Genomic DNA, 21,831 nt, shown 5'->3' with positions numbered 1-21,831 from the left:
CCTGTAACAGTCCACGTCTGCGCGGGCGTTGCCTGATGGGACGCGCTTCACGGGCTTGAAACAAGGACCGTTTCTTTAATCCCGGACGTGAGTTATAAATCGTTGCCGATACATTACTGATCAAGGGGTGGGGGAATGGACTCAAAAGAGCATCAATTAACGGAGTTGCTCGGGCTCACCGCCCGCACACTTACCCATCTGACAGCGTCGATGACCTCGATGTCTTTCGAGTTGCTGCGCAGCGAGGACGAAGTCACGCGTACGGCGGGGCGGCGCATGATCGATCGCATGGCCACCATCAGCTCCGGCCTCGACGAGCACTGGCGCCTGATCGGCGACCTGACCGGCGTCCACCTGGCGCAGGAACAGATCGAAACCGTGGCTGAAATCCAGCAACAGCGCAAGGTCGTCACGCCTATCGGCGGTTGATTCGGCCAACTCATCCGCGCGCCTGATGCCCCTCGATTCACGGGCCGAACATCAGTGGCGCGGGGCATGAGCAGACAGCATAGTGAGTGTTCGGCAATCAACCGGATTGCCATGACACGATCTGAGGCTGTGATGACCCGGACTGAACACTACCGAGCCTGCCACCTGTGCGAGGCCATTTGCGGTCTTGTGATCGAGACCGTCGTGGAGGCGGATTCTGCGCCGCGCATTGCCTCGATCAAGGGCGACCCGCTGGACACGTTCAGCCGCGGTCATATCTGCCCCAAGGCCGTAGCGCTGCAGGACATCCAGAACGACCCTGATCGTTTGCGCCAGCCGATGCTGCGCAGCGGTGATCAGTGGCAGCCGATTGCCTGGCAGCAGGCGTTCGATCTGGTGGCGGAGCGGCTTTACGCCATTCAGCAGCGCCGTGGGCAGAACGCGGTAGCGGTCTATCAGGGCAACCCCAGCGTGCATAACTACGGGTTGATGACCCACAGCAATTACTTTCTCGGCCTGCTCAAGACCCGCAATCGTTTTTCGGCGACGTCGGTCGATCAGTTGCCGCACCACCTCAGCAGTTTCCTGATGTATGGCCACGGCATGCTGTTGCCGATTCCGGATATCGATCACACCGACTTCATGCTGATTCTCGGCGGCAATCCGTTGGCGTCCAATGGCAGCATCATGACGGTTCCGGATGTTGAAAAGCGTCTGAAAGCGATCCAGCAGCGCGGCGGCAAACTGGTGGTCATCGACCCGCGCCGCAGTGAGACGGCTGCCATCGCTGACCAGCATCTGTTCGTACGTCCGGGCGGTGACGCAGCGTTGCTGTTCGGGCTGCTCAATACGCTGTTCGAAGAGGGGCTGACCCGCGAGAGCCATTTGCCTGTCGACGGCCTGGAGCAGGTTCGCCAGGCCATTGCCGGCTTCACTGCAGAGGCCATGAGCCCGCGCTGCGGTATCGCCGCCGAGCAGATCCGGCAACTGGCACGGGATTTCGCGGCCGCTGACAAGGCGGTGTGTTATGGGCGAATGGGCGTGTCGACTCAGACCTTTGGCACGCTGTGTCATTGGCTGGCACAACTGATCAATCTGGTGACGGGCAACCTGGACCGTGTGGGTGGCGCACTCTGTACGGAGCCCGCCGTCGACCTCGTCAGCTCGACATCCGGCGGTCATTTCAATCGGTGGCAAAGCAGGGTGTCCGGCCTGCCAGAGTATGGCGGCGAGTTGCCGGTTTCGGCGCTCGCCGAGGAAATGCTTGTGGACGGGGAAGGGCAGGTTCGCGCGTTGGTGACCGTTGCGGGTAACCCGGTTCTGTCGACGCCCAACGGCCGTCAGCTGGAGCAGGCGCTCGAAGGGCTTGAGTTCATGCTCAGCATCGATCTTTACATCAACGAGACCACTCGCCACGCCGACTTGATCCTGCCGTCCACCTCGGCACTGGAAAATGATCACTACGACACCACCTTCAACACGCTCGCAGTGCGCAACGTCACGCGCTTCAATCGGGCCATTTTCGACAAGCCCGAAGGTGCCCTGCACGACTGGGAGATCTTCGTCGGGCTGGCCAGCGCCTTTGCTGCCAAGGCCGAGCGAGCGCTGAAACCCACGTTGCCGCCTGCGCAGATGATCGATCGCGGGCTGCGTGCAGGCCTCTATGGCGATGCATCGTCCCATAAGCTGTCACTGGAAACCCTGGACAGTCATCCGCACGGCCTCGATCTGGGGGCGTTGAAGGCCAATCTTGCACAGCGCCTGAAGACCGCCAATGGCCGCATTCAGGCCGCGCCTGAGGTGATCATGGCCGACCTGGCGCGCTTTGCAGCCGACCCTTCTCCTCAGGCAAGCGAGTTGCTGCTGATTGGCCGCAGGCATGTGCGCAGTAACAATTCATGGATGCACAACTACCATCGGCTGGTGAAGGGCAAACCCAGGCATCAACTGTTGATGCATCCTGACGATCTCGCGTGCCGTGGTCTGAGTGACGGCCAGCAGGTCCGGGTCAGCTCCCGGGTCGGGATGATCGAGGTTCAGGTGCTGGGCAGTCTGGACATGATGCGCGGGGTGGTCAGCCTGCCGCACGGTTGGGGGCATTCGCGTTCAGGGGTAAAAATGGCGATCGCGCAGAGCCTGCCCGGCGTCAGTGCCAATGACCTGACCGACGAACGGCAACTCGACGTGCTGTCCGGCAACGCGGCGTTGAACGGCGTACCGGTGCAGGTCGTGGCGTGTTAAGCCTCAAGACAGAGCGTCATGCTTGGGATTTCGTTACAATGTGTCACCGTGCCGACAACTGAGTCGGATATTTCAGCCGAGGTGCTCCATGGATATCATCGAAACGATCAAAGAGCAGATTGCCAACAACACCATTCTGCTTTACATGAAAGGCGCTCCGAACGCTCCGCAATGCGGCTTTTCGGCCAAGGCTTCCCAGGCATTGATGGCGTGTGGCGAAAAGTTTGCCTACGTCGACATTCTGCAAAACCCTGAAATCCGCGCCAACCTGCCAAAGTACGCCAACTGGCCGACTTTCCCGCAACTGTGGGTTGCCGGTGAGCTGGTCGGTGGTAGCGACATCATCACCGAGATGATGGATGACGGTTCGTTGCAGACGTTGGTCAAGGAAGCATCCGCCGCCAAGGCCGGGTAAAGCCTTGCGCAGAGCGTCGCACGATAGTCGAGATTATCGTTCCCTGCGCTCCAGCATGGTTTTACACACAAGAAAAAGCCCGCTCTCGATTGAGGCGGGCTTTTTCATTGCGGCGCGATGGGGGAATCAGTCACCCATCTGCGACTGCAGATAGTTCTCGATACCTACCTTGACGATCAGACCCAACTGAGTCTCCAGCCAGTCGATTTGCTCTTCCTTGGGCTCAAGGATGTCTTCCAGCAGCTCACGGCTGCCGAAGTCACCGACGGTCTCGAAGTGAGCGATCGCGGCTTTCAGATCGGCCAGACCTTTTTGCTCGATCTTCAGGTCGCACTCCAGCATTTCCTTGGTGTGCTCACCGATGAGGATCTTGCCCAGGTCCTGCAGGTTGGGCAGCCCTTCCAGAAACAAGGTGCGCTTGATCAGCTTGTCAGCGTACTTCATCGCATGGATGGACTCTTTATATTCGTGGCCACCCAGCTTTTTCAGACCCCAGTCTTCGTACATGCGCGCATGCAGGAAATACTGATTGATAGCGACCAGCTCGTTCCCGAGGATCTTGTTGAGATGCTGGATGACGGTAATGTCGCCTTTCATGTTCGAGGTCCTGCCGGTGGCTTGTGTATATAAGTGCCGAGTGTGAGCTGCGCTTAAACGTCTGTCAAACCTAAGTTGTTGAATAATAAGTGAAATTAAATAGGAATAAGAATGTTTGAGTTCCGCATCTTGACGCTAAGCGCTTGAATTACAGACATAAAAAAACCGGACGTGGTGTCCGGTTCTTTAAAAGAGGGGATTCAGGCAGCTGAAAATTTTGCCGGATAGGCCAGCAAGGCATGGCTGGTTTGCAGCTCGGTCAGCGTATCACGCACCACTTCCTTTGCCAGGCAGGCGCATTTTCCACATTTACTCGCAACACCCAGTGTTTCACGGACTTCACGATAACTGCAGCAGCCTTCCAGAATTGCATCCCGGATTTGACCGTCGGTGACACCTTGGCAGAGGCAAACATACATAAGCTATGGACCGTCGCTGGTTTATTGCTTGGTGCCGAGGAGCTTAATGTTAATGAGAATGCTTGTCAAAACTGTTTTGGGTTGTATTCAGGTCGAGCGATGAGCGGTTGCTTTCGCGAGAATCGCATCATTTGTCCGCCCTCTGGATCGTCCCGCTGCAGACATGAAAAAACCGGCGCAAGGCCGGTCCATTCACAGACGTAACGACGTCAGTCGTCGAAATCTTGCCAACCGCCCATTTCTTTCCAGCGATTGACGATGCCGCAGAACAGCTCGGCGGTCTTCTCGGTGTCGTAACGGGCCGAGTGCGCCTCGCGTCCGTCGAAGTCGATGCCGGCCGCCTGACAGGCCTTTGCCAGTACGGTTTGACCATAGGCCAGGCCGGCGAGGGTGGCGGTGTCGAAGCTGGAGAACGGGTGAAACGGATTGCGCTTCATGTCCATCCGCGCGACGGCGGCATTGACGAAGCCGAGGTCGAAGCTGGCGTTGTGGCCGACCAGCACCGCGCGTTTGCAGCCATTGGCCTTGAGGGCCTTGCGCACGCCGCGGAAGATGTCGTTCATCGCGGTTTCTTCGCTGACCGCCATGCGCAGCGGGTGATCGAGCTTGATGCCGGTGAACTCCAGCGCCGCCGCTTCGATGTTGGCACCCTCGAACGGTTCTACGCGGAAGAAATAGGTGTGTTCCGGGAACACGAAGCCTTTTTCATCCATGCCGATCGTCACCGCAGCGATTTCCAGCAAGGCGTCGGTGGCTGAATTGAAGCCGCCGGTTTCTACGTCGACGACCACTGGCAGGTAGCCGCGAAAGCGCGCCGCCATCGGGTGACGGGAACCGCCGCCACCGCCGTGGCCTTCGTGTTCGTCGTCAAAATGATCTTCACTCACGCGTGTTCCTCCAGACGCCAGCGCAGTGTTTCACCTGCGCGCAGCGGGATAACGGTCAACTCGCCAAACGGCAGGCTGGCAGGGGCGGTCCACTCGTCACGCACCAGCGTGATGGTGTCCTGATTGGCGGGCAAGCCGTAGAACGCCGGACCGTGAAGGCTGGCGAAGCCTTCCAGCTTGTCCAGAGCGTTACGCTGCTCGAAAGCTTCTGCATACAGTTCGATGGCTGCGTAGGCGGTGTAGCACCCGGCGCAACCGCAAGCGTTTTCCTTGGCATGCTGGGCATGCGGCGCCGAGTCGGTGCCCAGGAAGAACTTGCCGCTGCCGCTGGTGGCCGCGTCGAGCAGGGCTGTCTGATGAGTATTGCGCTTGAGGATCGGCAGGCAATAGAAGTGCGGACGAATCCCGCCGACCAGCATGTGGTTACGGTTGTACAGCAGATGATGCGCGGTGATGGTCGCCGCGACATTGGCTGAAGCTTCATTGACGAACTGCACCGCTTCACCGGTGGTGATGTGTTCGAACACCACTTTCAGGGTCGGGAAGCGCTCGACTACACGGCGCAGGTGCTCATCGATGAAGACCTTCTCGCGATCGAATACGTCGATTTCGCCACGTGTTACTTCCCCGTGCACCAGCAGCAGCATGCCGACGTCGGCCATGGCTTCGAGGGCGGGGAAGATCTTGTCGATGCTGGTGACACCGGAATCGGAGTTGGTGGTCGCGCCGGCCGGATACAGCTTGGCCGCATACACGAAGCCACTGGCCTTGGCGGTGCGGATGTCGTCGGGCGTGGTCTGGTCGGTGAGGTACAGCACCATCAATGGCTCGAAGCGGCTGCTGGCCGGACGTGCCGCCAGAATGCGCTGGCGATAGGCATCGGCTTGCTGCGCGTTGCGTACCGGAGGCACGAGGTTGGGCATGATGATTGCGCGGCCAAAAGTTCGCGCTACGTCAGCAACGGTATGAGGCAAGACAGCTCCGTCACGGAGGTGAATATGCCAGTCGTCGGGACGCAGGAGGGTCAGGCGGTCAGACATTGGGGATTCCAGGCGGGTCAAACTCGCTGGGAATGCTACCGGAAAAGACTCTCTCAGGCATCCGCTATCAAGTTTTGCATGAAGTTACCGATAGCTCCCTTGTCAGTCGGTAATTTTCTGTTTCGCGTTCATTTCCAGTGGAGCCTCCCGTGCGCCAGCGATATTTAGCCCTGCTCAGCATGTTTGCCAGCCTCCCGGCGATGGCTATCAGTTTCCAGACGCGTCTGGAGAGCATTGAGTGGAAGGTCGAAGGCGATCAGTTCGAGTGCCGCCTGACTCAACCGATCACCGACTTCGGGGCCGGTGAGTTCGTGCGCCGCGCGGGCGAGCAGGCGACGTTTCGCCTCAAGGCTTCATACAACATGCTCGGTAACGGCTCTGCGACGCTGCTGGCCGCTGCGGCACCGTGGCAACCGGGTCGCGGCGATATCAACCTGGGATCAGTGCGCGTCAGCAATGGCGATATTCCCTTCAATACCTCCCAGGCCCAGGCCGGCCGCCTGATCAGTGGTCTGATGGACGGGCGCAGTCCGCTGATTCGCCATTACACCCGGGATGGCGGCCAGATGGAGGTACGTCTGCTGCCGGTCAAGTTCAGCAAGGCATTCAGCGATTACCAGGCATGCACTGCCAAGCTGCTGCCGATGAACTTCGATCAGATCAAACAGGCTGAAGTGGGTTTCCCTGGCGGCGGTATCGAACTGGATGCCCGTGCCAAGGCGCGCCTGGATAACATGGTCGCCTACTTGAAGGCTGACCCGACCGTGAACCGTATCGAACTGGACGGTCATTCGGATAACAGCGGCAATCGCCTGACCAACCGTGACCTGTCTCGCCGTCGCGCGCTGGCGGTCATGGATTATTTCAAGGCTCAGGGCGTTCCCGAGCAGCAAATCACCCTGCGCTTTCACGGCGAACGTTACCCATTGGCGCCCAACACCAACGAAGCCAATCGTGCGCGCAACCGTCGGGTGAATGTGCACCTCGAGCGTGTTGCGCCCGATGAGCGCCCGGTGCCGGTTGCGTCTGCCAGCGCAGCGCACACCTCTTAAAGCCTGTAAAAAGCATCTGTCAGACGTCGCCTTGTCGTCACAAGCTGTCGCGCCCCTGTAAATTTGCTGGTTTGAACGGTAGAATCAGCGGTTTTCCGTACAACCCGGTGGAGTGATGGCATGGCGGACGTAAACAAGGTAGTTCTCGCGTATTCCGGTGGCCTGGATACTTCGGTAATCCTCAAGTGGCTGCAAGATACGTACAACTGCGAAGTGGTGACCTTTACCGCTGACCTGGGTCAGGGTGAAGAAGTCGAGCCGGCACGCGCCAAGGCTCAGGCCATGGGCGTGAAAGAAATCTACATCGATGACCTGCGCGAAGAGTTCGTGCGCGATTTCGTCTTCCCGATGTTCCGTGCCAACACTGTCTATGAAGGCGAGTACCTGCTGGGTACCTCCATCGCCCGTCCGTTGATCGCCAAACGTCTGATCGAGATCGCCAACGAAACCGGCGCTGACGCCATTTCCCACGGCGCAACCGGCAAGGGTAACGACCAGGTACGTTTCGAGCTGGGTGCCTATGCGCTCAAGCCAGGCGTCAAGGTCATCGCTCCGTGGCGCGAATGGGATCTGCTGTCGCGTGAGAAACTGATGGACTACGCCGAGAAGCACAACATTCCCATTGAGCGTCACGGCAAGAAGAAATCTCCGTACTCCATGGACGCCAACCTGCTGCACATCTCTTATGAAGGCGGCGTGCTGGAAGACACCTGGACCGAGCACGAAGAAGACATGTGGCGCTGGACCAAGTCCCCTGAGGACGCGCCAAACGTTGCGACCTACCTTGAGCTGACCTATCGCAATGGCGACATCGTTGCCCTGGATGGTGTCGAAATGACCCCGGCCACTGTGCTCGCGACCCTGAACCGCATCGGTGGCGAAAACGGTATCGGCCGTCTGGATATCGTTGAAAACCGTTATGTGGGCATGAAGTCCCGTGGCTGCTACGAGACGCCTGGTGGCACCATCATGCTGCGTGCTCACCGCGCCATCGAGTCGATCACCCTGGACCGCGAAGTCGCCCACCTCAAGGACGAACTCATGGCCAAGTATGCCAGCCTGATCTACACAGGTTACTGGTGGAGCCCTGAGCGTCTGATGTTGCAGCAGATGATCGACGCGTCCCAGGTTCACGTGAACGGCGTTGTGCGTCTGAAGTTGTACAAGGGCAATGTGATCGTCACCGGTCGCAAGTCGGATGATTCGCTGTTCGACGCCAACATTGCCACGTTCGAAGACGATGCAGGTGCCTACGATCAGGCCGATGCAGCGGGCTTCATCAAGCTCAACGCATTGCGCATGCGGATTGCCGCCAACAAGGGCCGCAAGCTGTTCTGATACAGCAAGTTGTTCGACAAGTGCAGCCCGTTCAGGGCTGCACTGCAAATAATATCGACAGGGTTATTCCTTCCGGGCGTCATGTAAAAAGACGCTAAGTCAGTGTCGTCATAATGGTTGATAGGCAGGGTATATGTGCGATGCAAGGTAGCCTTATGCCTGTAGGGTTATGCCTGTTTTACCCTGCATTCTCAGCGTGCAGCGATCGCCAGGCGCATCAAGTATTGAATCTTTGAAGTCCTTCTTACGATTAGCGTCGAAAAGTGCGTATTTGTTTTAGTCTTTTCCTACAACAGCTGTGGAAGTTCAGGGCAGGGAATAACAGGGTTTTCCATCGGCTCCCTGATACGTATCGCAGTCTGCTTCTTTTTTTGCGTCGTTATTCAGAGCTTGTCGCTCTCCCGTCGTTGGCTGAACTCAAATCGATAGGCCTTGCCAATACCGAGTACCTGACGAAGGCTCAGATCGAGTATCCGGGCTATCTCGGACGCGGTGTAGCCCAATGCCGAGTAGTGCATGGCGTGACCTGCAACGACGTCATCGATATCCGTAACGTCATCGAGGGCCTTCCTGCGCGGGGTAAGCAGGGGCTGGCTGAGGTTGATGGTCACGCCATTTTCTGTGGCCAGCCGGCGCACATCCCTTTTACTCATTCGCAGTGAATACTGTAGCGCGGTAAAACCGGCGCCCTTGGCCGCCAGGTACCTCAGTTGCTGCACCTTACCCGCGAGTTCAAGCCCCTGTTCCTGCGCAGGTTTTGTACGAGGTGATGACGGGGCGGCCAATTCAGCGGTCTCTCCTTCGGGAATGACTGCAACAACACCACCGCTGGCAATAAAGGCTTCTACTGCGGTGGCGAGATCAGACGCGGTGGGCGTTGATGACCGCGTACGAGTGTATTTAGTGTTCATGGTACATCCCTTTTTGAACATGGTTATACACAGGGGCCATTCAAAAAGTTGCCAGGCGCCCCGGGAGTTTGCAGAGAGCAGCGATGCCGGATCGGCTATATACCCAGTGCCCGAACTCATTCGGACGTGCACTACATGAAGCCTGCTTAAATGCATCGCTGATGAAGTACACAAGTACAGTGCGCAGCGACGGTGTTTCATATAGCTGCGCGTGTTCAAGGGCAGTAAGTAATGAAGTTGCTGTTAAAAAAGTAACGACTGGTAATAAAATTTGCAAGGGAAAAATAGCGGGTTACAAGAATTGATTGGGCGGTTTTTATAATGTCTTACGGGTTGTAATGTTGCGTCCGCTAATCGTGTAGTCCGTTTCCTATTCGAAAGAATGCGTCTGGCTTTGAAATGAAAAATGGTATTTGCTACTTGTCGAAAGACCTACTGATGGTCTTGAATGATGTAGGCTAATGCTAGTGTGTATGTAAGATTTTGCGACAGTGAGACTGTGGGCTTGTTGAGCATAGACATGTCAATGAGCGGTTCGTAGCGGTGTGGCACGTTGCTGCCGTGCGTTTTGTTTGTAGGATTTTTCTTGCTGTTCTGTGAGGTCTTTCCTTAAATAAATATTTGTACGAAAATCTGTAAATAATGTGTAATTTTTAAACCTTGTTTACGTATTTAGCGTGTGGGATGCATCCAGTAGTCTTCGATCATATGTCTGCAGGCTAGGGCATCCGCATGCAGAAGCTTTTCAGTCGCCCTGCTACAGGGGCGTTATGTGCAGGTGTCGCTTTCCACTCCGCAGACCGGTTACAAGGGGCTGTGACAGCAGCTGTGCTCTATCGGGCACAGGGAACGACCTGTTTTCTTAATGATTCAGCTAAAGGGAATTGGTTTTACATTGCTGGCGATAAGCCATGTATTGGTCGGTTTGTGACACTGATGCAGGAATGTTCCGGCAATACTTTTAACCGGTGTGGCAGGGTCACCTTTGAATGTAAGCGTTCGGTGGGCGCCTGTTGCACGCATTTATCTACTGATGTTGCGATGCTTGTGCCGCGGCTATCAGCAACACATTCACCAGGTTCCCAAAAGGAAGGCTTTGTGAGAATTAATAAAAAATGTACGTTCCTGCCAAGTATTGTAGGAAGTTTCTGCTGTAATTGTAGGAACGGTCTTTGGCTGTCAGTCCACAAGGGTGAGCGCCATGCAAAGCAGTAAACGACTAAGTTATTGTGCTGGCTCTGAAAATTCGAATAGCGAAAAATGGACTGCCCATGAATAAAGTGCTGATCGTGGATGATCATCCCGTCATTCGCCTTGCTGTACGCATGCTGATGGAGCGTCATGGCTATGAGGTCATCGCGGAGACTGACAACGGTGTGGATGCGCTGCAACTGGCGCGTGAGCACCTCCCGGATATCGTCATTCTTGATATCGGTATCCCCAAGCTCGACGGGCTGGAGGTGATTGCCCGTCTGTCAGCCATGACGCTGCCATTCAAGGTGCTGATCCTGACCTCCCAGGCGCCAGGCCATTTCTCCATGCGCTGCATGCAGGCCGGGGCCGCCGGCTATGTCTGCAAACAGCAGGATCTGACCGAACTTCTCAGTGCCATCAAGGCGGTACTGTCAGGGTACAGCTACTTTCCCAACCAGGCATTGCACACCGTTCGCTCCAGTATGGGCAACGCGAGTGAGTCGGACATGGTCGACCGACTTTCCGGCAGGGAGATGATGGTTCTGCAGCAGTTGGCTCGAGGCAAGACCAACAAGGAAATTGCAGACGGCATGTTTCTGAGCAACAAGACCGTCAGCACCTATAAAACGCGTTTGTTGCTCAAGCTCAACGCGCATTCGCTGGTCGATCTGATCGAGCTCGCCCAGCGTAACGGGCTTGTCTGAGTAGGGATTGTCGAAAAGGGTTGTGGCTGATGCCTGGCCATGCAGGTCAGCCATTCAGTATTCATTTCCTGTATTGATCACGTATTGAAGCCTCTTCTGCGAGAGGCTTCAAATGTCTTGATCGAGCAGGGAGTCAATGCGGGATTTCAGGCCTGCCTAGAAATCGAAGTCGTAATCAGCCAACTGCTTCTGCAAACGCCGCTCTTCAAGCAGGTTGTCGATGGTGCGTCGTTTGCTCAGGTTGGTCTTCGCTGGCTCGACAGTCGCGGGTTCTGTGTCGTCCGTGTCGATGGAGACAAGGTCGTCGTCTACATCCAGTTGTTCGTTGTCATTGCTCATGAAGTCGACTCCAGGGCTTGGGCTCTCTGGCGCTTCTTATATCGACAATCCACAGGTCGGTAAAAAAGATTTTTTCAATCGCCAGGACAGCAATGAGCTGTCTGGCTCAATCGTCGGACGTTTTTGCCTTGTAATCGCACAGGTCTTCTATACGGCAACTGCCACATCGCGGTTTACGGGCCTGGCAAACATAGCGCCCGTGCAGAATCAGCCAGTGATGAGCGTCGAGCAGGTAGTTTTTCGGCACAAATTTCATCAGTTGCCTTTCCACCTCCACCACATTTTTCCCTGGCGCGATGCCTGTGCGGTTACTGACGCGGAAGATATGCGTGTCTACCGCCATCGCGATCTGGCGGAAAGCGGTGTTGAGCACAACGTTAGCGGTTTTGCGCCCGACGCCCGGCAACGCCTCGAGTGCTTCTCGGGTTTGCGGTACTTCACCGTTGTGCAGTTCCACCAGCATGCGGCAGGTTTCGATCACGTTTTTGGCTTTGCTGTTGTAGAGGCCGATGGTCTTGATGTACTCGGAAAGCCCCTCTACACCCAGTTCATAGATGGCCTGTGGGGTGTTGGCTATCGGGTAGAGCCTGGCAGTCGCCTTATTGACGCTTACGTCGGTGGCCTGGGCGGAAAGGATGACGGCTATCAACAGTTCGAAAGGCGTGGTGTAGGCCAATTCGGTTTTTGGGTCCGGATTGTCCTCATGCAGCCTGCGAAAGATTTCCTGGCGTTTTGCGGCATTCATGGGCGGAGCTTTTCCTCGGAATGAGCCTGTGCGGGTGGCGGTAGAAGTGCTGCAAGTGCCTGCTCGGCAGCTTCGTATTCGCGCTGCAATTCCACAAGCCTGGCGGCCTGCTCCGCAATGGGAGGGTGCCCAAATGCCTTGAGTGACTTGTTGAGCTGCGCGCGGCTCATGGCCAGGGCAATCCGGGCTTTTTTCACTGCTTCATCCGGACCGGCAGGCTTGTCGTTCCGGGCGAGTGCGGCGGCGGATCGAGGCAGCACGTCACGAGCGGATTCAACGCGCTGCGACCGCGCAAGGCGCTCTGCCAGCCGCGTTTGCTGCTCGCGGTGCAAGCGTGCATTTCGGGCTTCGAAACGCATCCGCGCATGGCTACGCTTGCGCTGCCGCGCCTCCTGCAGCTCGGGAGTAGGGGCCAGACCACCCACGACGGGCGTGACCGTTGCCAGTGGCAGCGGGTGCATTTCAATGCAATCCACCGGGCATGGAGCAATGCACAGATCACAGCCTGTGCATTCATTGATAATCACGGTGTGCATCAGCTTGGCTGCGCCGAGAATGGCGTCCACGGGGCAGGCCTGAATGCATTTGGTACAACCGATGCACTCTGCTTCGCGAATGAAGGCAACCTGTGCAGGTGCAGTGCCGCGTTGCAGGTCCAGTGTCAGGACCGGAACAGACAGCAGTTCGGCCAGCTGGACTATCGTTTCGTCGCCGCCCGGTGGGCATTTGTTGATGGCTTCACCGCCAGCGATACCTTCGGCGTAAGGCTTGCAGCCGGGATGGCCGCACTTGCCGCACTGAGTCTGCGGCAGGCGGGCGTCGATACTGCGGATGAGGTCCACGTCGGGAAGCAGGCGAATCAATTCAGTCATGGTCTTGCCAGGTGACCAACAGGTGTTCTGTCTATCGAGAGAGCAGCATTATCGGACAGATCAGGGAGCTTGCGAATGCGCAAAGGCCCGGTATCCGCCTGATGGCAGGATACCGGGCCTCGCGTCGTTTACTTGATGCGCTGGCCTGGCTTGGCGCCGCTGTCCGGGCTGAGCAGATAGATCTCCTCACCGCCGGGGCCTGCAGCCATCACCATGCCCTGCGAAATGCCGAAACGCATTTTTCGCGGCTTGAGGTTGGCGATCATCATGGTCAGACGGCCTTCGAGTTCAGACGGGTTCGGGTATGCGCTCTTGATGCCGGAAAAGACATTGCGCTGTTCGTCGCCGATGTCCAGAGTCAGGCGCAGCAGTTTGTCGGCACCCTCTACATGTTCGGCCTTGAGAATCAGCGCGACGCGCAGGTCGATGGCGGCAAAGGCATCAAAGTCGATTTCCGCCGACAGCGGGTCCTTGGCGAGTTCGCCATTACCGGCAGGCGCGGTGTCCGCCGACGAGTCGGTAGCGGTCAGGTCTTCCTTGGAGGCAGTGGCCATGGCCTCGACCTTGACCGGATCAATACGGGTCATCAGGGCCGAGAAAGGGTTGAGCTGATGATTGGCCAGCAGGGTCTTGTGGTCTTCCCAGGTCAGTGGTTCGACGTTGAGGAATTTTTCTGCATCGGCGGCCAGATTCGGCAGGACCGGCTTGAGGAAAATCACCAGTTGGCGGAACAGGTTGATGCCCAGCGCGCATACGGCCTGGACCTCATCCTGCTTGCCTTCCTGTTTGGCCAGCGCCCATGGCGCTTTCTCCGCGATGTAGGCATTGGCGCGGTCCGCCAGGGCCATGGTTTCGCGCATGGCGCGGGCGAAGTCGCGGGCTTCGTAGGCGTCGGCGATGCTGGGTGCAGCCGTCAGAAACGCGTCGGTCAGTTCGGGCGCCGCATTGGCTTCGACCATCACACCGGCGTTGCCCTTGTGAATGAACCCGGCGCAACGGCTGGCGATGTTGACGACCTTGCCGATCAGGTCGGAGTTGACCTTTTGCACGAAGTCTTCGAGGTTCAGGTCCAGGTCGTCGACGCCACGGCCCAGCTTCGACGCGTAGTAATAGCGCAGGTACTCGGGCGGCAGGTGGTCGAGGTAGGTGCGCGCCTTGATAAAGGTGCCACGCGACTTCGACATCTTCTGACCATTGACGGTCAGGTAGCCGTGGACGTTGATGCCGGTCGGTGTGCGCAACTCAGCACCTTCCAGCATGGCTGGCCAGAACAGCGCATGGAAGTTGACGATGTCCTTGCCGATGAAGTGATAGAGCTCGGTGGTCGCGCCCTTTCCCCAGTACGCATCGAAGTCCAGGTCCGGACGACGCGCGCACAGGTTCTTGAAGCTGGCCATGTAGCCGATTGGCGCATCGAGCCACACGTAAAAGTATTTGCCGGGCTCGTCGGGAATTTCAAAGCCGAAATAGGGCGCATCGCGGGAGATGTCCCACTGCTGCAGGCCGCTGTCCAGCCATTCGGCGATCTTGTTGGCAACGGCATCCTGCAGGGTGCCACTGCGTGTCCAGCTCTTGAGCATGGCGTCGAATGCAGGAAGGTCGAAGAAGAAGTGCTTCGAGTCCTTGAGCACCGGCGTGGCCCCGGAAATCGCCGACTTGGGGTCTTTGAGGTCCGTCGGGGCATAGGTGGCGCCGCACTTTTCACAGTTGTCGCCGTACTGGTCCTCGGCCGCGCATTTCGGGCAGGTGCCCTTGATGAAGCGGTCGGCCAGGAACATTTTCTTTTCCGGGTCGAAGTACTGGGTGACCGAGCGCGTCGCGATATGACCGGCATCGCGCAGACGCTTGTAGATCATGCTCGACAGCTCGCGGTTCTCGTCCGAGTGCGTCGAGTGGAAATTATCGAATTCCACCAGGAAGTCGGCAAAGTCGGCGCTGTGCTCGGCCTTGACGTTGGCGATCAGTTGCTCTGGCGTAATGCCTTCCTTTTCGGCGCGCAGCATGATTGCCGAGCCATGGGCGTCGTCCGCGCAGACATAAATGCATTGATTGCCGCGGTGCTTCTGAAAACGCACCCACATGTCGGTCTGGATGTACTCGAGCATGTGGCCAAGGTGAATGGAACCATTGGCATAGGGCAGGGCGCTGGTAACGAGAATCTTGCGTGGCTCGGACATGGGGCTCGGCTACTTGAAGTGAAACGGAGACCGGCCACTATAAAGGTCTGAACGATTTTTTTCACCCGTGCGGTTGTGGGAATGCTCCTGAAAGGCTGGGCGCAGTTCAGTGAAATCATGTGGGCTGCTGGCAGAACAGGTACGATAGTCGGCTGTTCCAGTCAGTCTTTTTACGGAGTAAGCCCATGAGCGCAGTCAATCGCGCAGCGGTGGAGACGATTCTTCGCCAGTACACCGACCCCTATCTGAATCAGGATCCGGTCACTGCCGGTTGCGTGCGGTCCATCGATATTCAGGGGGCACAGGTCAGCGTGCAACTCGAATTGGGCTATGCCGCCGACCTGTTCAGGAACGGTTGGGCGCACGTGTTGAAAACTGCCATCGAGAATCTGGACGGTGTCAGTTCGGCCACGGTCGCCATCAGCAGCGTGATCAGCGCGCACAAGGCGCAGAGCCAGATTCCGGGGCTTGCCAATGTGAAAAATATTGTCGCCGTCGCGTCCGGCAAGGGCGGTGTCGGCAAGTCCACTACCGCCGCCAATCTGGCCTTGGCGCTGTCTCGCGAGGGCGCTCGCGTCGGAATCCTCGATGCCGATATCTACGGGCCGAGCCAAGGGGTGATGTTCGGCATTCCCGAAGGTACGCGACCGAAGATCAAGGATCAGAAGTGGTTCGTGCCAGTCGAGGCGCATGGCATCGAGGTGATGTCGATGGCTTTTCTGACCGACGACAACACGCCGATGGTCTGGCGCGGGCCGATGGTTTCAGGGGCGTTGCTGCAACTGGTCACACAGACTGCCTGGAATGATCTGGATTATCTGGTCATCGACATGCCGCCCGGCACCGGTGATATCCAGTTGACGCTCGCGCAGAAAGTCCCGGTCGCAGGTGCCGTAATTGTCACCACACCACAGGATCTGGCTTTGCTGGATGCGAAAAAAGGTGTCGAGATGTTCCGCAAGGTCAACATTCCGGTGCTGGGCGTGGTGGAAAACATGGCGGTGCACATTTGCTCCAACTGCGGCCATGCCGAGCATCTGTTCGGTGAGGGTGGCGGCGCGAAGCTGGCGACGCAGTACGATGTCGAACTGCTGGCGTCACTGCCGCTGTCGATGCTGATTCGCGAGCAGGCAGATGGCGGCAAGCCTACGGCGATTGCCGAGCCGGAGAGTCAGATTGCGATGGTGTATCAGGAACTGGCACGTCACGTCGGTGCACGGATCGTGTTGCAGGAAGCTGCAAGTCCGGCCATGCCGACCATTTCGGTAAGCGACGACTGATTGCATGGCGGTGATCGGGCGGGGGGAGGTGCTTCTCTCGTTCCGGTCAGCTGTGCAGCAGGTGCTCAAGCCGCGAGAGGTCAAAAGACGGACAATAAAAAACCCCGCTTTTAAGGGCGGGGTTTTTAAGCGAATCAGTACAAGTTAGATAACTTGAACTTCTTCAGCTTGCATGCCTTTCTGACCGCGGGTAGCGATGAAAGAAACCTGTTGGCCTTCTTTCAGGCTTTTGAAGCCGTCGGATTGGATAGCTTTGAAGTGCACGAACAGGTCGTCACCGGATTGTGGAGTGATGAAGCCGAAGCCTTTTTCATCGTTGAACCACTTAACGGTACCAGTTTGGCGATTGGACATAGTAAATCTCCTTGGACAAAGTTAACTGCGGCGTAGGAAGAGCCCTGGCCGAGACTGAGTGCAAAGAGCTGGAAAATTCATGGAGATGGTTGGATCGAAATTCAACATCGTGTAGAGATTCTCAGTGACACAAGCAACACAGTGACGCCACCTTAACCCTTTTTTCCGAACGTGCCAATGGTCTGTTGATGATTATTTCCATTCGCGGCGAAACAGCCCGGCCGGTCACGCAAACTCGCGATCTGTTGCCTTTGAACCGTCGGCCTCAGCCCGGTAAGATGCCGGATATCTTTTTCACCTCGCTATTCAGGACACCGCCATGAGCATCAAATCGGACAAGTGGATTCGCCGCATGGCGCAGGAACACGGGATGATCGAGCCCTTCGTAGAGCGCCAGGTACGTGGCGAAGGTGCCGATCGGGTGATCTCTTTCGGGGTGTCCAGTTACGGCTACGACGTGCGTTGCGCCGACGAATTCAAGGTGTTCACCAACATCAATTCGGCCACGGTCGATCCGAAAAACTTCGATGAAAAAAGCTTCGTCGATATCAAGAGCGACGTATGCATCATCCCTCCCAACTCATTTGCACTGGCGCGCACCGTCGAATATTTCCGCATTCCGCGTAACGTTCTGACCATCTGCCTGGGCAAGAGCACCTACGCGCGCTGCGGCATCATCGTCAATGTCACGCCGCTCGAGCCTGAGTGGGAAGGCCATGTGACGCTGGAGTTTTCCAACACCACGACACTGCCGGCCAAGATCTACGCCAACGAGGGTGTGGCGCAGATGCTCTTCCTGGAGTCCGATGAGGAGTGTGAAGTCTCCTACAAGGATAGGGGTGGCAAGTACCAGGGCCAGCGTGGCGTCACCCTGCCGCGTACCTGATTTGCGGTCCAGGTGACTAGTGGAATTGAATTAATACTCTATTTCGCACTCTATCTGCTCACATGCTTTCGCATAATTCATTACGTGCGGCGGCCTTTGATCTGGAGTGCCCTATGAAGACTACTTTCAAAATCTCTGAACAGGTTCAATCTCCGCTTAACGAGATCGGGTTACTCGCCTGGTCATTGATGGCTCATTCCGATCTCAGCCCGGAGCTGAACATGGTCGGCGGCGGGATCCCGGGTGATCCAGGTCCCGACACGCCGTTCCCGGAGCCTACCGAGCCAGGCGGTCCTACTGTTCCTGACGAGCCGCCACCTGCACCTGTGGCCTGATCATCACAAAACTGCCTGCTGCGCTCGCGGGCGGCAGGCAGTTTTGCGTGTGGCGACCGGTGCCGCTATGCCACCCGCCACACTGCATCACCGCCGGTTACATAGATCGTGCTGTCCGGTGCCGGGCGAATCTGAAAACCGCCGGTAAATTCACCGAAGGCTGGCAGCAGGCTGACGCGCTGGCCCAGGTAGAAGCACGCCAGCCGCAAGCTTTGCCGACCGCGACCATTTAGCCGATACACCGGATGAACATGCCCGGCCAGTACATGCAGGTCAGGGTGCGCATCGGGCTCGTGCTGCAGGGCAAAGGGCCCAAGAGCCAAGGGCTCGGGAACCACATCGATGCCCAGGTAGGCAGGCGGGTCGCCGGCCCGCTTGTCGTGGTTGCCGCGGATCAGTGTGATGCGCAGTGTCGAGCGCTCTGCCCGCCATTGTTCCAGCGCTGCCAAGGTGCCGACTGCGTGAGATTCCGGCGCGTGCAGGAAATCGCCCAGAAAGATCAGATGATCGCAGGGATAGGCATTCAGAAGGCTGTCCAGGCGGCGCAGATTCGCCTGTGTAGTGCCGTGCGGCACCGGTTGGCCGAGCTTGCGATAGGCGGCCGCCTTGCCAAAGTGCGCGTCGGCAATCAGCAAGGATCGTTCGGCAGGGTAGTAGATGGCCTTGTCGGCCAGCAACCACAGTTCTTCTCCTGCCAGCGTGACAGCAAGATACGGCGTCATCGTTCAGGCTCCGGGCCAGCGGCTTTCTCCAGATCGCGAACCATGCGCGCGATGCGGTCGGCAAGTTTCTCCGAACTGAGGCTTTCGCGAAAGCGTTCGACCAGCAGTGGAAAGGCCAGCGGGGTCGCGCGTTTTATAGCGTGCAGGTCCAGCTTGCGGCTGTTGATCTGGCGCAACGTCAGTTCCAGACGCTGCAGGTCCAGTTCCTGACGCAGGACTTCCTGTTCGGCCTGGGTCAGCAGCATGTTGTCAGCGTCGTATTGCTTGAAGACCTCGAAAAACAGTCCGCTGGATGCCTGAAGCTGACGATTGCTCTTGGCCGCGCCAGGGTAGCCGGAAAACACCAACCCGGAGATACGCGCGATTTCCCGAAAGCGCCGCAGGGCCAGCTCGCCAGCGTTCAGGCTGGCGATGATATCGGGTAAAAGATCCGTTTCGCTGAACAGGTCAGCCTGCAAGGTCTGCGCCCAGTCGATCTCGCTGGCGCTGAGTAGCTCTAGCCCGTAGTCGTTGACGGCGATGGAAAAGGTCAGCGGCTGATGTCGGCTCAGGCGCCAGGCCAGCAGGCTGCCCAGCCCAAGATGTACGTGGCGGCCGGCGAACGGGTAGAGGAACAGATGCCAGCCTTCGCGGGATTTGAGTGTCTCAGCCAATAATGTGTCGCGTCGTGGCAGCCCTGACCACTGCTGCTGCACTTCCAGCAGGGGTTTGATGGCGCGCATTTCCGGACTGTTGAATTCGCCCCGCGCAGCGGCATCGAACTTCTCCACCACGGCATCCGCCAGTTCGCTGGACAGCGGCATTCGACCGCCATTCCAGCGTGGCACGGCGGCTTTCTTGCCGGTCGCGCGCTTGACGTAGGCCGTCATGTTTTCTACTCGAACCAGCTCCAGCAAGCGTCCGCCGAACAGAAAGCCGTCACCGGGTTTGAGTCTGGCGATGAAGCCTTCTTCGACGCTGCCCAGCGAGCCACCGCCGCCGCCTTTTTTCCAGTATTTCAGGTTGACGGTGGCCTCGCTGACGATGGTCCCCACGCTCATGCGGTGGCGTCTGGCAAGGCGCGCATCGGGGACCCGCCAGACGCCGTCCTCGTCAGGTTCGGCGCGGCGGTAATCGGGGTAGGCGGTCAGCGAGTGGCCACCGTTGCGAACAAACGCCAGCGCCCATTGCCATTGCTCGTCGCTGAGGTCGTGGTAAGCCCAGGCGCTGCGTACTTCGTCCAGCAGTTCATCGGGCAGGAAGCCACCGCCCAAGGCGATGCTGACCAGGTGCTGGACCAGCACGTCCAGCGGCTGGTGTGGGGATTCGCGGGGCTCGATCATCCGAGCTTCGACGGCGTCATGGGCAGCAGCGGCTTCGACCAGCTCCAGGCTGTGGGTCGGCACCAGCGTCACGCGCGAAGGGCGACCCGGCGCGTGGCCCGAACGCCCGGCGCGCTGCATCAGGCGCGCGACACCTTTGGGCGAGCCGATTTGCAACACGCGCTCGACCGGCAGAAAGTCCACGCCCAGGTCCAGGCTGGAGGTGCATACCACGGCCTTGAGTGCGCCTTCTTTCAACGCGCGTTCGACCCAGTCGCGTACCTCTCGGGCCAGCGATCCATGGTGCAGGGCAATCAGCCCGGCCCAGTCGGGGCGGGCTTCCAGTAGCGCCTGATACCAGATTTCCGACTGCGCCCGGGTGTTGGTGAACACCAGACAGCTCGCGCTGCTTTCCACCTCGGCGACGACCTGCGGCAACATGCGCAAGCCCATGTGCCCGGCCCACGGGAAGCGTTCGATGGAAGACGGCAACAGCGTATCGACCTGCAAGTCCTTGACGATCTTGCCTTGCACGGTCACGCCGCCGTCGCCGATCAGTACCTGCTGCGCGTGTTGCTGATTACCCAGCGTCGCGGAAATGCCCCACACGATCAGCTGTGGATTCCAGCGCCTCAGGCGGGCAAGGGCCAGTTGCAACTGCACGCCGCGCTTGTTGCCGATCAGCTCGTGCCATTCGTCCACCACCACCATCTTCAGCGTCGACAAGGCGACCTGAGCGTCGGCACGGGTCAGCAGCAGCGTCAGGCTTTCAGGGGTGGTGATCAAGGCCGAGGGCAGCCGCCGGCTCTGCCGGGCGCGTTCACTGCCGCTGGTATCGCCGGTGCGCAAGCCGACCGACCAAGGGATATCCAGTTCGGCCAGTGGCGCCTCAAGGGCCCGGGCGGTATCGGCGGCCAAGGCGCGCATGGGCGTTATCCACAGGACACTCAGCGGTTCAGCAGGCGGTTTGCGTTTGCGGGGTTTGTTGTCAGCGGTGAGCGTATTGGCTTTGGCGAAGCGGTTGAGCGCGGCGAACCACACGGCGTAGGTCTTGCCCGAGCCGGTGCTGGCATGCAGCAAACCGGACTCGCCATTCTTCACCGCTGCCCAGACCTCTTTCTGAAACGCAAAGGGCTTCCAGCCCCGGGCGAGAAACCATCGTCGAGCGAAATCGGTGGGTCTGCTCATCCGTCTGAGTGTGCTCTGAGTGGCGTTAAGTCAGAGACAGCAGAGAAAGGGTAATAGTTTAAATGGTTATGTGGCTGATCGTTCCTGGATTGACTATCGTGCCGATGCTCCGCGGCGGCATGCCGTTCCGGACGCTCTGCGTCCTCTTGATGACGCGGAGCGTCATGAAATGCGTTCCCACGCTGGAGCTTGAGGAACGATAGTCGTCAGGGGTAACACCATGACTATCGTGCCGATGCTCCGCGTCGGCATGCCGTTCCGGACGCTCCGCGTCCTCTTGATGACGCAGAGCGTCATGAAGTGCGTTCCCACGCTGGAGTGGTGTGACCCCCGAAGGTTGGATGCAACCTTTGGAGGCGTCATGGGTAAATATACAGAGCAGGCAAAACTCGCAGCCGTGAAAGA

22 protein-coding genes are annotated in these 21,831 nt (G+C 58.1%); 10 read left to right on the top strand and 12 right to left on the bottom strand.

The genetic code is table 11. The annotated features are described in order from the left end of the window. The first annotated feature begins 135 nt into the window (after positions 1-135). From KBY08_RS04985 to grxD, 3 genes are all read left to right on the top strand, one after another. Entirely contained in the window at positions 136-429 is a 294-nt protein-coding gene (locus tag KBY08_RS04985) for a hypothetical protein (RefSeq protein WP_003405437.1), read from the top strand. Positions 430-561: 132 nt separating this feature from the next. Further along, positions 562-2,670: a molybdopterin oxidoreductase family protein gene (locus KBY08_RS04980; protein WP_024660260.1), complete on the top strand. Its 2,109-nt coding sequence runs from the start codon at positions 562-564 to the stop codon at positions 2,668-2,670. A gap of 88 nt (positions 2,671-2,758) precedes the next feature. Continuing rightward, positions 2,759-3,085, top strand: coding sequence for a Grx4 family monothiol glutaredoxin (gene grxD / locus KBY08_RS04975; RefSeq protein ID WP_003405440.1), 327 nt, complete (start codon positions 2,759-2,761; stop codon positions 3,083-3,085). 126 nt (positions 3,086-3,211) lie between these two features. On the opposite strand, the gene bfr is transcribed toward grxD, so the two are convergent. The 4 genes from bfr to pyrC form a co-directional block, all read right to left on the bottom strand. Next, positions 3,212-3,682 carry a bacterioferritin gene (bfr, locus tag KBY08_RS04970; RefSeq protein ID WP_002554851.1) on the bottom strand — a complete coding sequence of 157 codons (471 nt, stop codon included), beginning with the start codon at positions 3,680-3,682 and terminating at the stop codon, positions 3,212-3,214. Positions 3,683-3,882: 200 nt separating this feature from the next. Continuing rightward, positions 3,883-4,101: a bacterioferritin-associated ferredoxin gene (locus KBY08_RS04965; protein WP_003350768.1), complete on the bottom strand. Its 219-nt coding sequence runs from the start codon at positions 4,099-4,101 to the stop codon at positions 3,883-3,885. A 209-nt stretch (positions 4,102-4,310) separates the two neighbouring features. Then, complete coding sequence (gene rnt / locus KBY08_RS04960) at positions 4,311-4,988, bottom strand: ribonuclease T (RefSeq protein WP_003412908.1); 678 nt, start codon at positions 4,986-4,988, stop codon at positions 4,311-4,313. Continuing rightward, a complete protein-coding gene (gene pyrC, locus KBY08_RS04955; protein ID WP_024660111.1) occupies positions 4,985-6,028 on the bottom strand; it encodes a dihydroorotase in 1,044 nt (347 codons plus the stop codon). The genes rnt and pyrC overlap by 4 nt, the downstream gene beginning before the upstream one ends. A gap of 149 nt (positions 6,029-6,177) precedes the next feature. Between pyrC and KBY08_RS04950 the strand changes: the two genes are divergently transcribed. Further along, positions 6,178-7,080: a flagellar protein MotY gene (locus KBY08_RS04950; RefSeq protein ID WP_011268722.1), complete on the top strand. Its 903-nt coding sequence runs from the start codon at positions 6,178-6,180 to the stop codon at positions 7,078-7,080. Positions 7,081-7,200: 120 nt separating this feature from the next. Continuing rightward, positions 7,201-8,418 (top strand): argininosuccinate synthase, encoded by a 1,218-nt coding sequence (locus tag KBY08_RS04945; protein WP_003363593.1) that lies wholly within the window; start codon positions 7,201-7,203, stop codon positions 8,416-8,418. A 383-nt stretch (positions 8,419-8,801) separates the two neighbouring features. Here the strand turns inward: KBY08_RS04945 and KBY08_RS04940 are convergent, their stop codons facing one another. Then, complete coding sequence (locus KBY08_RS04940; RefSeq protein ID WP_024652099.1) at positions 8,802-9,329, bottom strand: hypothetical protein; 528 nt, start codon at positions 9,327-9,329, stop codon at positions 8,802-8,804. A gap of 1,271 nt (positions 9,330-10,600) precedes the next feature. Here KBY08_RS04940 and KBY08_RS04935 point away from each other — a divergent pair. Continuing rightward, positions 10,601-11,227 carry a response regulator transcription factor gene (locus KBY08_RS04935; protein WP_002554843.1) on the top strand — a complete coding sequence of 209 codons (627 nt, stop codon included), beginning with the start codon at positions 10,601-10,603 and terminating at the stop codon, positions 11,225-11,227. A 156-nt stretch (positions 11,228-11,383) separates the two neighbouring features. On the opposite strand, the gene KBY08_RS04930 is transcribed toward KBY08_RS04935, so the two are convergent. From KBY08_RS04930 to metG, 4 genes are all read right to left on the bottom strand, one after another. Beyond that, positions 11,384-11,566 carry a PA3496 family putative envelope integrity protein gene (locus tag KBY08_RS04930; RefSeq protein WP_011268720.1) on the bottom strand — a complete coding sequence of 61 codons (183 nt, stop codon included), beginning with the start codon at positions 11,564-11,566 and terminating at the stop codon, positions 11,384-11,386. 106 nt (positions 11,567-11,672) lie between these two features. After that, positions 11,673-12,311: an endonuclease III gene (gene nth, locus KBY08_RS04925; protein WP_003405450.1), complete on the bottom strand. Its 639-nt coding sequence runs from the start codon at positions 12,309-12,311 to the stop codon at positions 11,673-11,675. Then, entirely contained in the window at positions 12,308-13,183 is an 876-nt protein-coding gene (rsxB, locus tag KBY08_RS04920; protein ID WP_024660110.1) for an electron transport complex subunit RsxB, read from the bottom strand. The genes nth and rsxB overlap by 4 nt, the downstream gene beginning before the upstream one ends. 128 nt (positions 13,184-13,311) lie before the next feature. Next, positions 13,312-15,360: a methionine--tRNA ligase gene (gene metG, locus KBY08_RS04915; RefSeq protein ID WP_024660109.1), complete on the bottom strand. Its 2,049-nt coding sequence runs from the start codon at positions 15,358-15,360 to the stop codon at positions 13,312-13,314. A 185-nt stretch (positions 15,361-15,545) separates the two neighbouring features. On the opposite strand from metG, the gene apbC reads away from it, so the two are divergent. Next, positions 15,546-16,640 carry an iron-sulfur cluster carrier protein ApbC gene (gene apbC / locus KBY08_RS04910; RefSeq protein ID WP_011268717.1) on the top strand — a complete coding sequence of 365 codons (1,095 nt, stop codon included), beginning with the start codon at positions 15,546-15,548 and terminating at the stop codon, positions 16,638-16,640. Positions 16,641-16,784: 144 nt separating this feature from the next. On the opposite strand, the gene KBY08_RS04905 is transcribed toward apbC, so the two are convergent. Further along, positions 16,785-16,994 carry a cold-shock protein gene (locus tag KBY08_RS04905; RefSeq protein ID WP_002554837.1) on the bottom strand — a complete coding sequence of 70 codons (210 nt, stop codon included), beginning with the start codon at positions 16,992-16,994 and terminating at the stop codon, positions 16,785-16,787. Positions 16,995-17,313: 319 nt separating this feature from the next. Here KBY08_RS04905 and dcd point away from each other — a divergent pair, with 319 nt between their 5' ends. Next, positions 17,314-17,880: a dCTP deaminase gene (gene dcd / locus KBY08_RS04900; RefSeq protein WP_002554836.1), complete on the top strand. Its 567-nt coding sequence runs from the start codon at positions 17,314-17,316 to the stop codon at positions 17,878-17,880. Between the two features lie 113 nt (positions 17,881-17,993). Continuing rightward, the gene (locus KBY08_RS04895) at positions 17,994-18,215 is read left to right on the top strand and encodes a hypothetical protein (protein WP_003405455.1); all 222 of its coding nucleotides are present in this window, start codon (positions 17,994-17,996) and stop codon (positions 18,213-18,215) included. A gap of 65 nt (positions 18,216-18,280) precedes the next feature. Here the strand turns inward: KBY08_RS04895 and pdeM are convergent, their stop codons facing one another. Both pdeM and KBY08_RS04885 read right to left on the bottom strand, forming a co-directional pair. Continuing rightward, a complete protein-coding gene (pdeM, locus tag KBY08_RS04890) occupies positions 18,281-18,937 on the bottom strand; it encodes a ligase-associated DNA damage response endonuclease PdeM (RefSeq protein ID WP_011268716.1) in 657 nt (218 codons plus the stop codon). Further along, a complete protein-coding gene (locus KBY08_RS04885) occupies positions 18,934-21,426 on the bottom strand; it encodes a ligase-associated DNA damage response DEXH box helicase (RefSeq protein ID WP_024660108.1) in 2,493 nt (830 codons plus the stop codon). The genes pdeM and KBY08_RS04885 overlap by 4 nt, the downstream gene beginning before the upstream one ends. A 220-nt stretch (positions 21,427-21,646) precedes the next feature. Between KBY08_RS04885 and KBY08_RS04880 the strand changes: the two genes are divergently transcribed. Further along, a partial coding sequence (locus KBY08_RS04880) for a hypothetical protein (protein ID WP_225651087.1) occupies positions 21,647-21,831 on the top strand: 185 nt, incomplete at its 3' end.

The sequence above is a fragment of the Pseudomonas sp. P135 genome (assembly GCF_020312125.1).
GTDB classification, from domain to species: domain Bacteria; phylum Pseudomonadota; class Gammaproteobacteria; order Pseudomonadales; family Pseudomonadaceae; genus Aquipseudomonas; species Aquipseudomonas fragariae.
Note: the sequence above shows the minus strand (reverse complement) of the source record. Positions and strands in the feature narration are given on the sequence as shown.

Coding starts and splice junctions, on each gene's coding strand:
- KBY08_RS04985 (WP_003405437.1), top strand. CDS start 136: ATGGACTCAAAAGAGCATCAATTAACGGAGTTGCTCGGGCTCACCGCC.
- KBY08_RS04980 (WP_024660260.1), top strand. CDS start 562: ATGACCCGGACTGAACACTACCGAGCCTGCCACCTGTGCGAGGCCATT.
- grxD (WP_003405440.1), top strand. CDS start 2,759: ATGGATATCATCGAAACGATCAAAGAGCAGATTGCCAACAACACCATT.
- bfr (WP_002554851.1), bottom strand. CDS start 3,682: ATGAAAGGCGACATTACCGTCATCCAGCATCTCAACAAGATCCTCGGG.
- KBY08_RS04965 (WP_003350768.1), bottom strand. CDS start 4,101: ATGTATGTTTGCCTCTGCCAAGGTGTCACCGACGGTCAAATCCGGGAT.
- pyrC (WP_024660111.1), bottom strand. CDS start 6,028: ATGTCTGACCGCCTGACCCTCCTGCGTCCCGACGACTGGCATATTCAC.
- KBY08_RS04945 (WP_003363593.1), top strand. CDS start 7,201: ATGGCGGACGTAAACAAGGTAGTTCTCGCGTATTCCGGTGGCCTGGAT.
- KBY08_RS04940 (WP_024652099.1), bottom strand. CDS start 9,329: ATGAACACTAAATACACTCGTACGCGGTCATCAACGCCCACCGCGTCT.
- KBY08_RS04935 (WP_002554843.1), top strand. CDS start 10,601: ATGAATAAAGTGCTGATCGTGGATGATCATCCCGTCATTCGCCTTGCT.
- KBY08_RS04930 (WP_011268720.1), bottom strand. CDS start 11,566: ATGAGCAATGACAACGAACAACTGGATGTAGACGACGACCTTGTCTCC.
- nth (WP_003405450.1), bottom strand. CDS start 12,311: ATGAATGCCGCAAAACGCCAGGAAATCTTTCGCAGGCTGCATGAGGAC.
- rsxB (WP_024660110.1), bottom strand. CDS start 13,183: ATGACTGAATTGATTCGCCTGCTTCCCGACGTGGACCTCATCCGCAGT.
- metG (WP_024660109.1), bottom strand. CDS start 15,360: ATGTCCGAGCCACGCAAGATTCTCGTTACCAGCGCCCTGCCCTATGCC.
- apbC (WP_011268717.1), top strand. CDS start 15,546: ATGAGCGCAGTCAATCGCGCAGCGGTGGAGACGATTCTTCGCCAGTAC.
- KBY08_RS04905 (WP_002554837.1), bottom strand. CDS start 16,994: ATGTCCAATCGCCAAACTGGTACCGTTAAGTGGTTCAACGATGAAAAA.
- dcd (WP_002554836.1), top strand. CDS start 17,314: ATGAGCATCAAATCGGACAAGTGGATTCGCCGCATGGCGCAGGAACAC.
- KBY08_RS04895 (WP_003405455.1), top strand. CDS start 17,994: ATGAAGACTACTTTCAAAATCTCTGAACAGGTTCAATCTCCGCTTAAC.
- pdeM (WP_011268716.1), bottom strand. CDS start 18,937: ATGACGCCGTATCTTGCTGTCACGCTGGCAGGAGAAGAACTGTGGTTG.
- KBY08_RS04885 (WP_024660108.1), bottom strand. CDS start 21,426: ATGAGCAGACCCACCGATTTCGCTCGACGATGGTTTCTCGCCCGGGGC.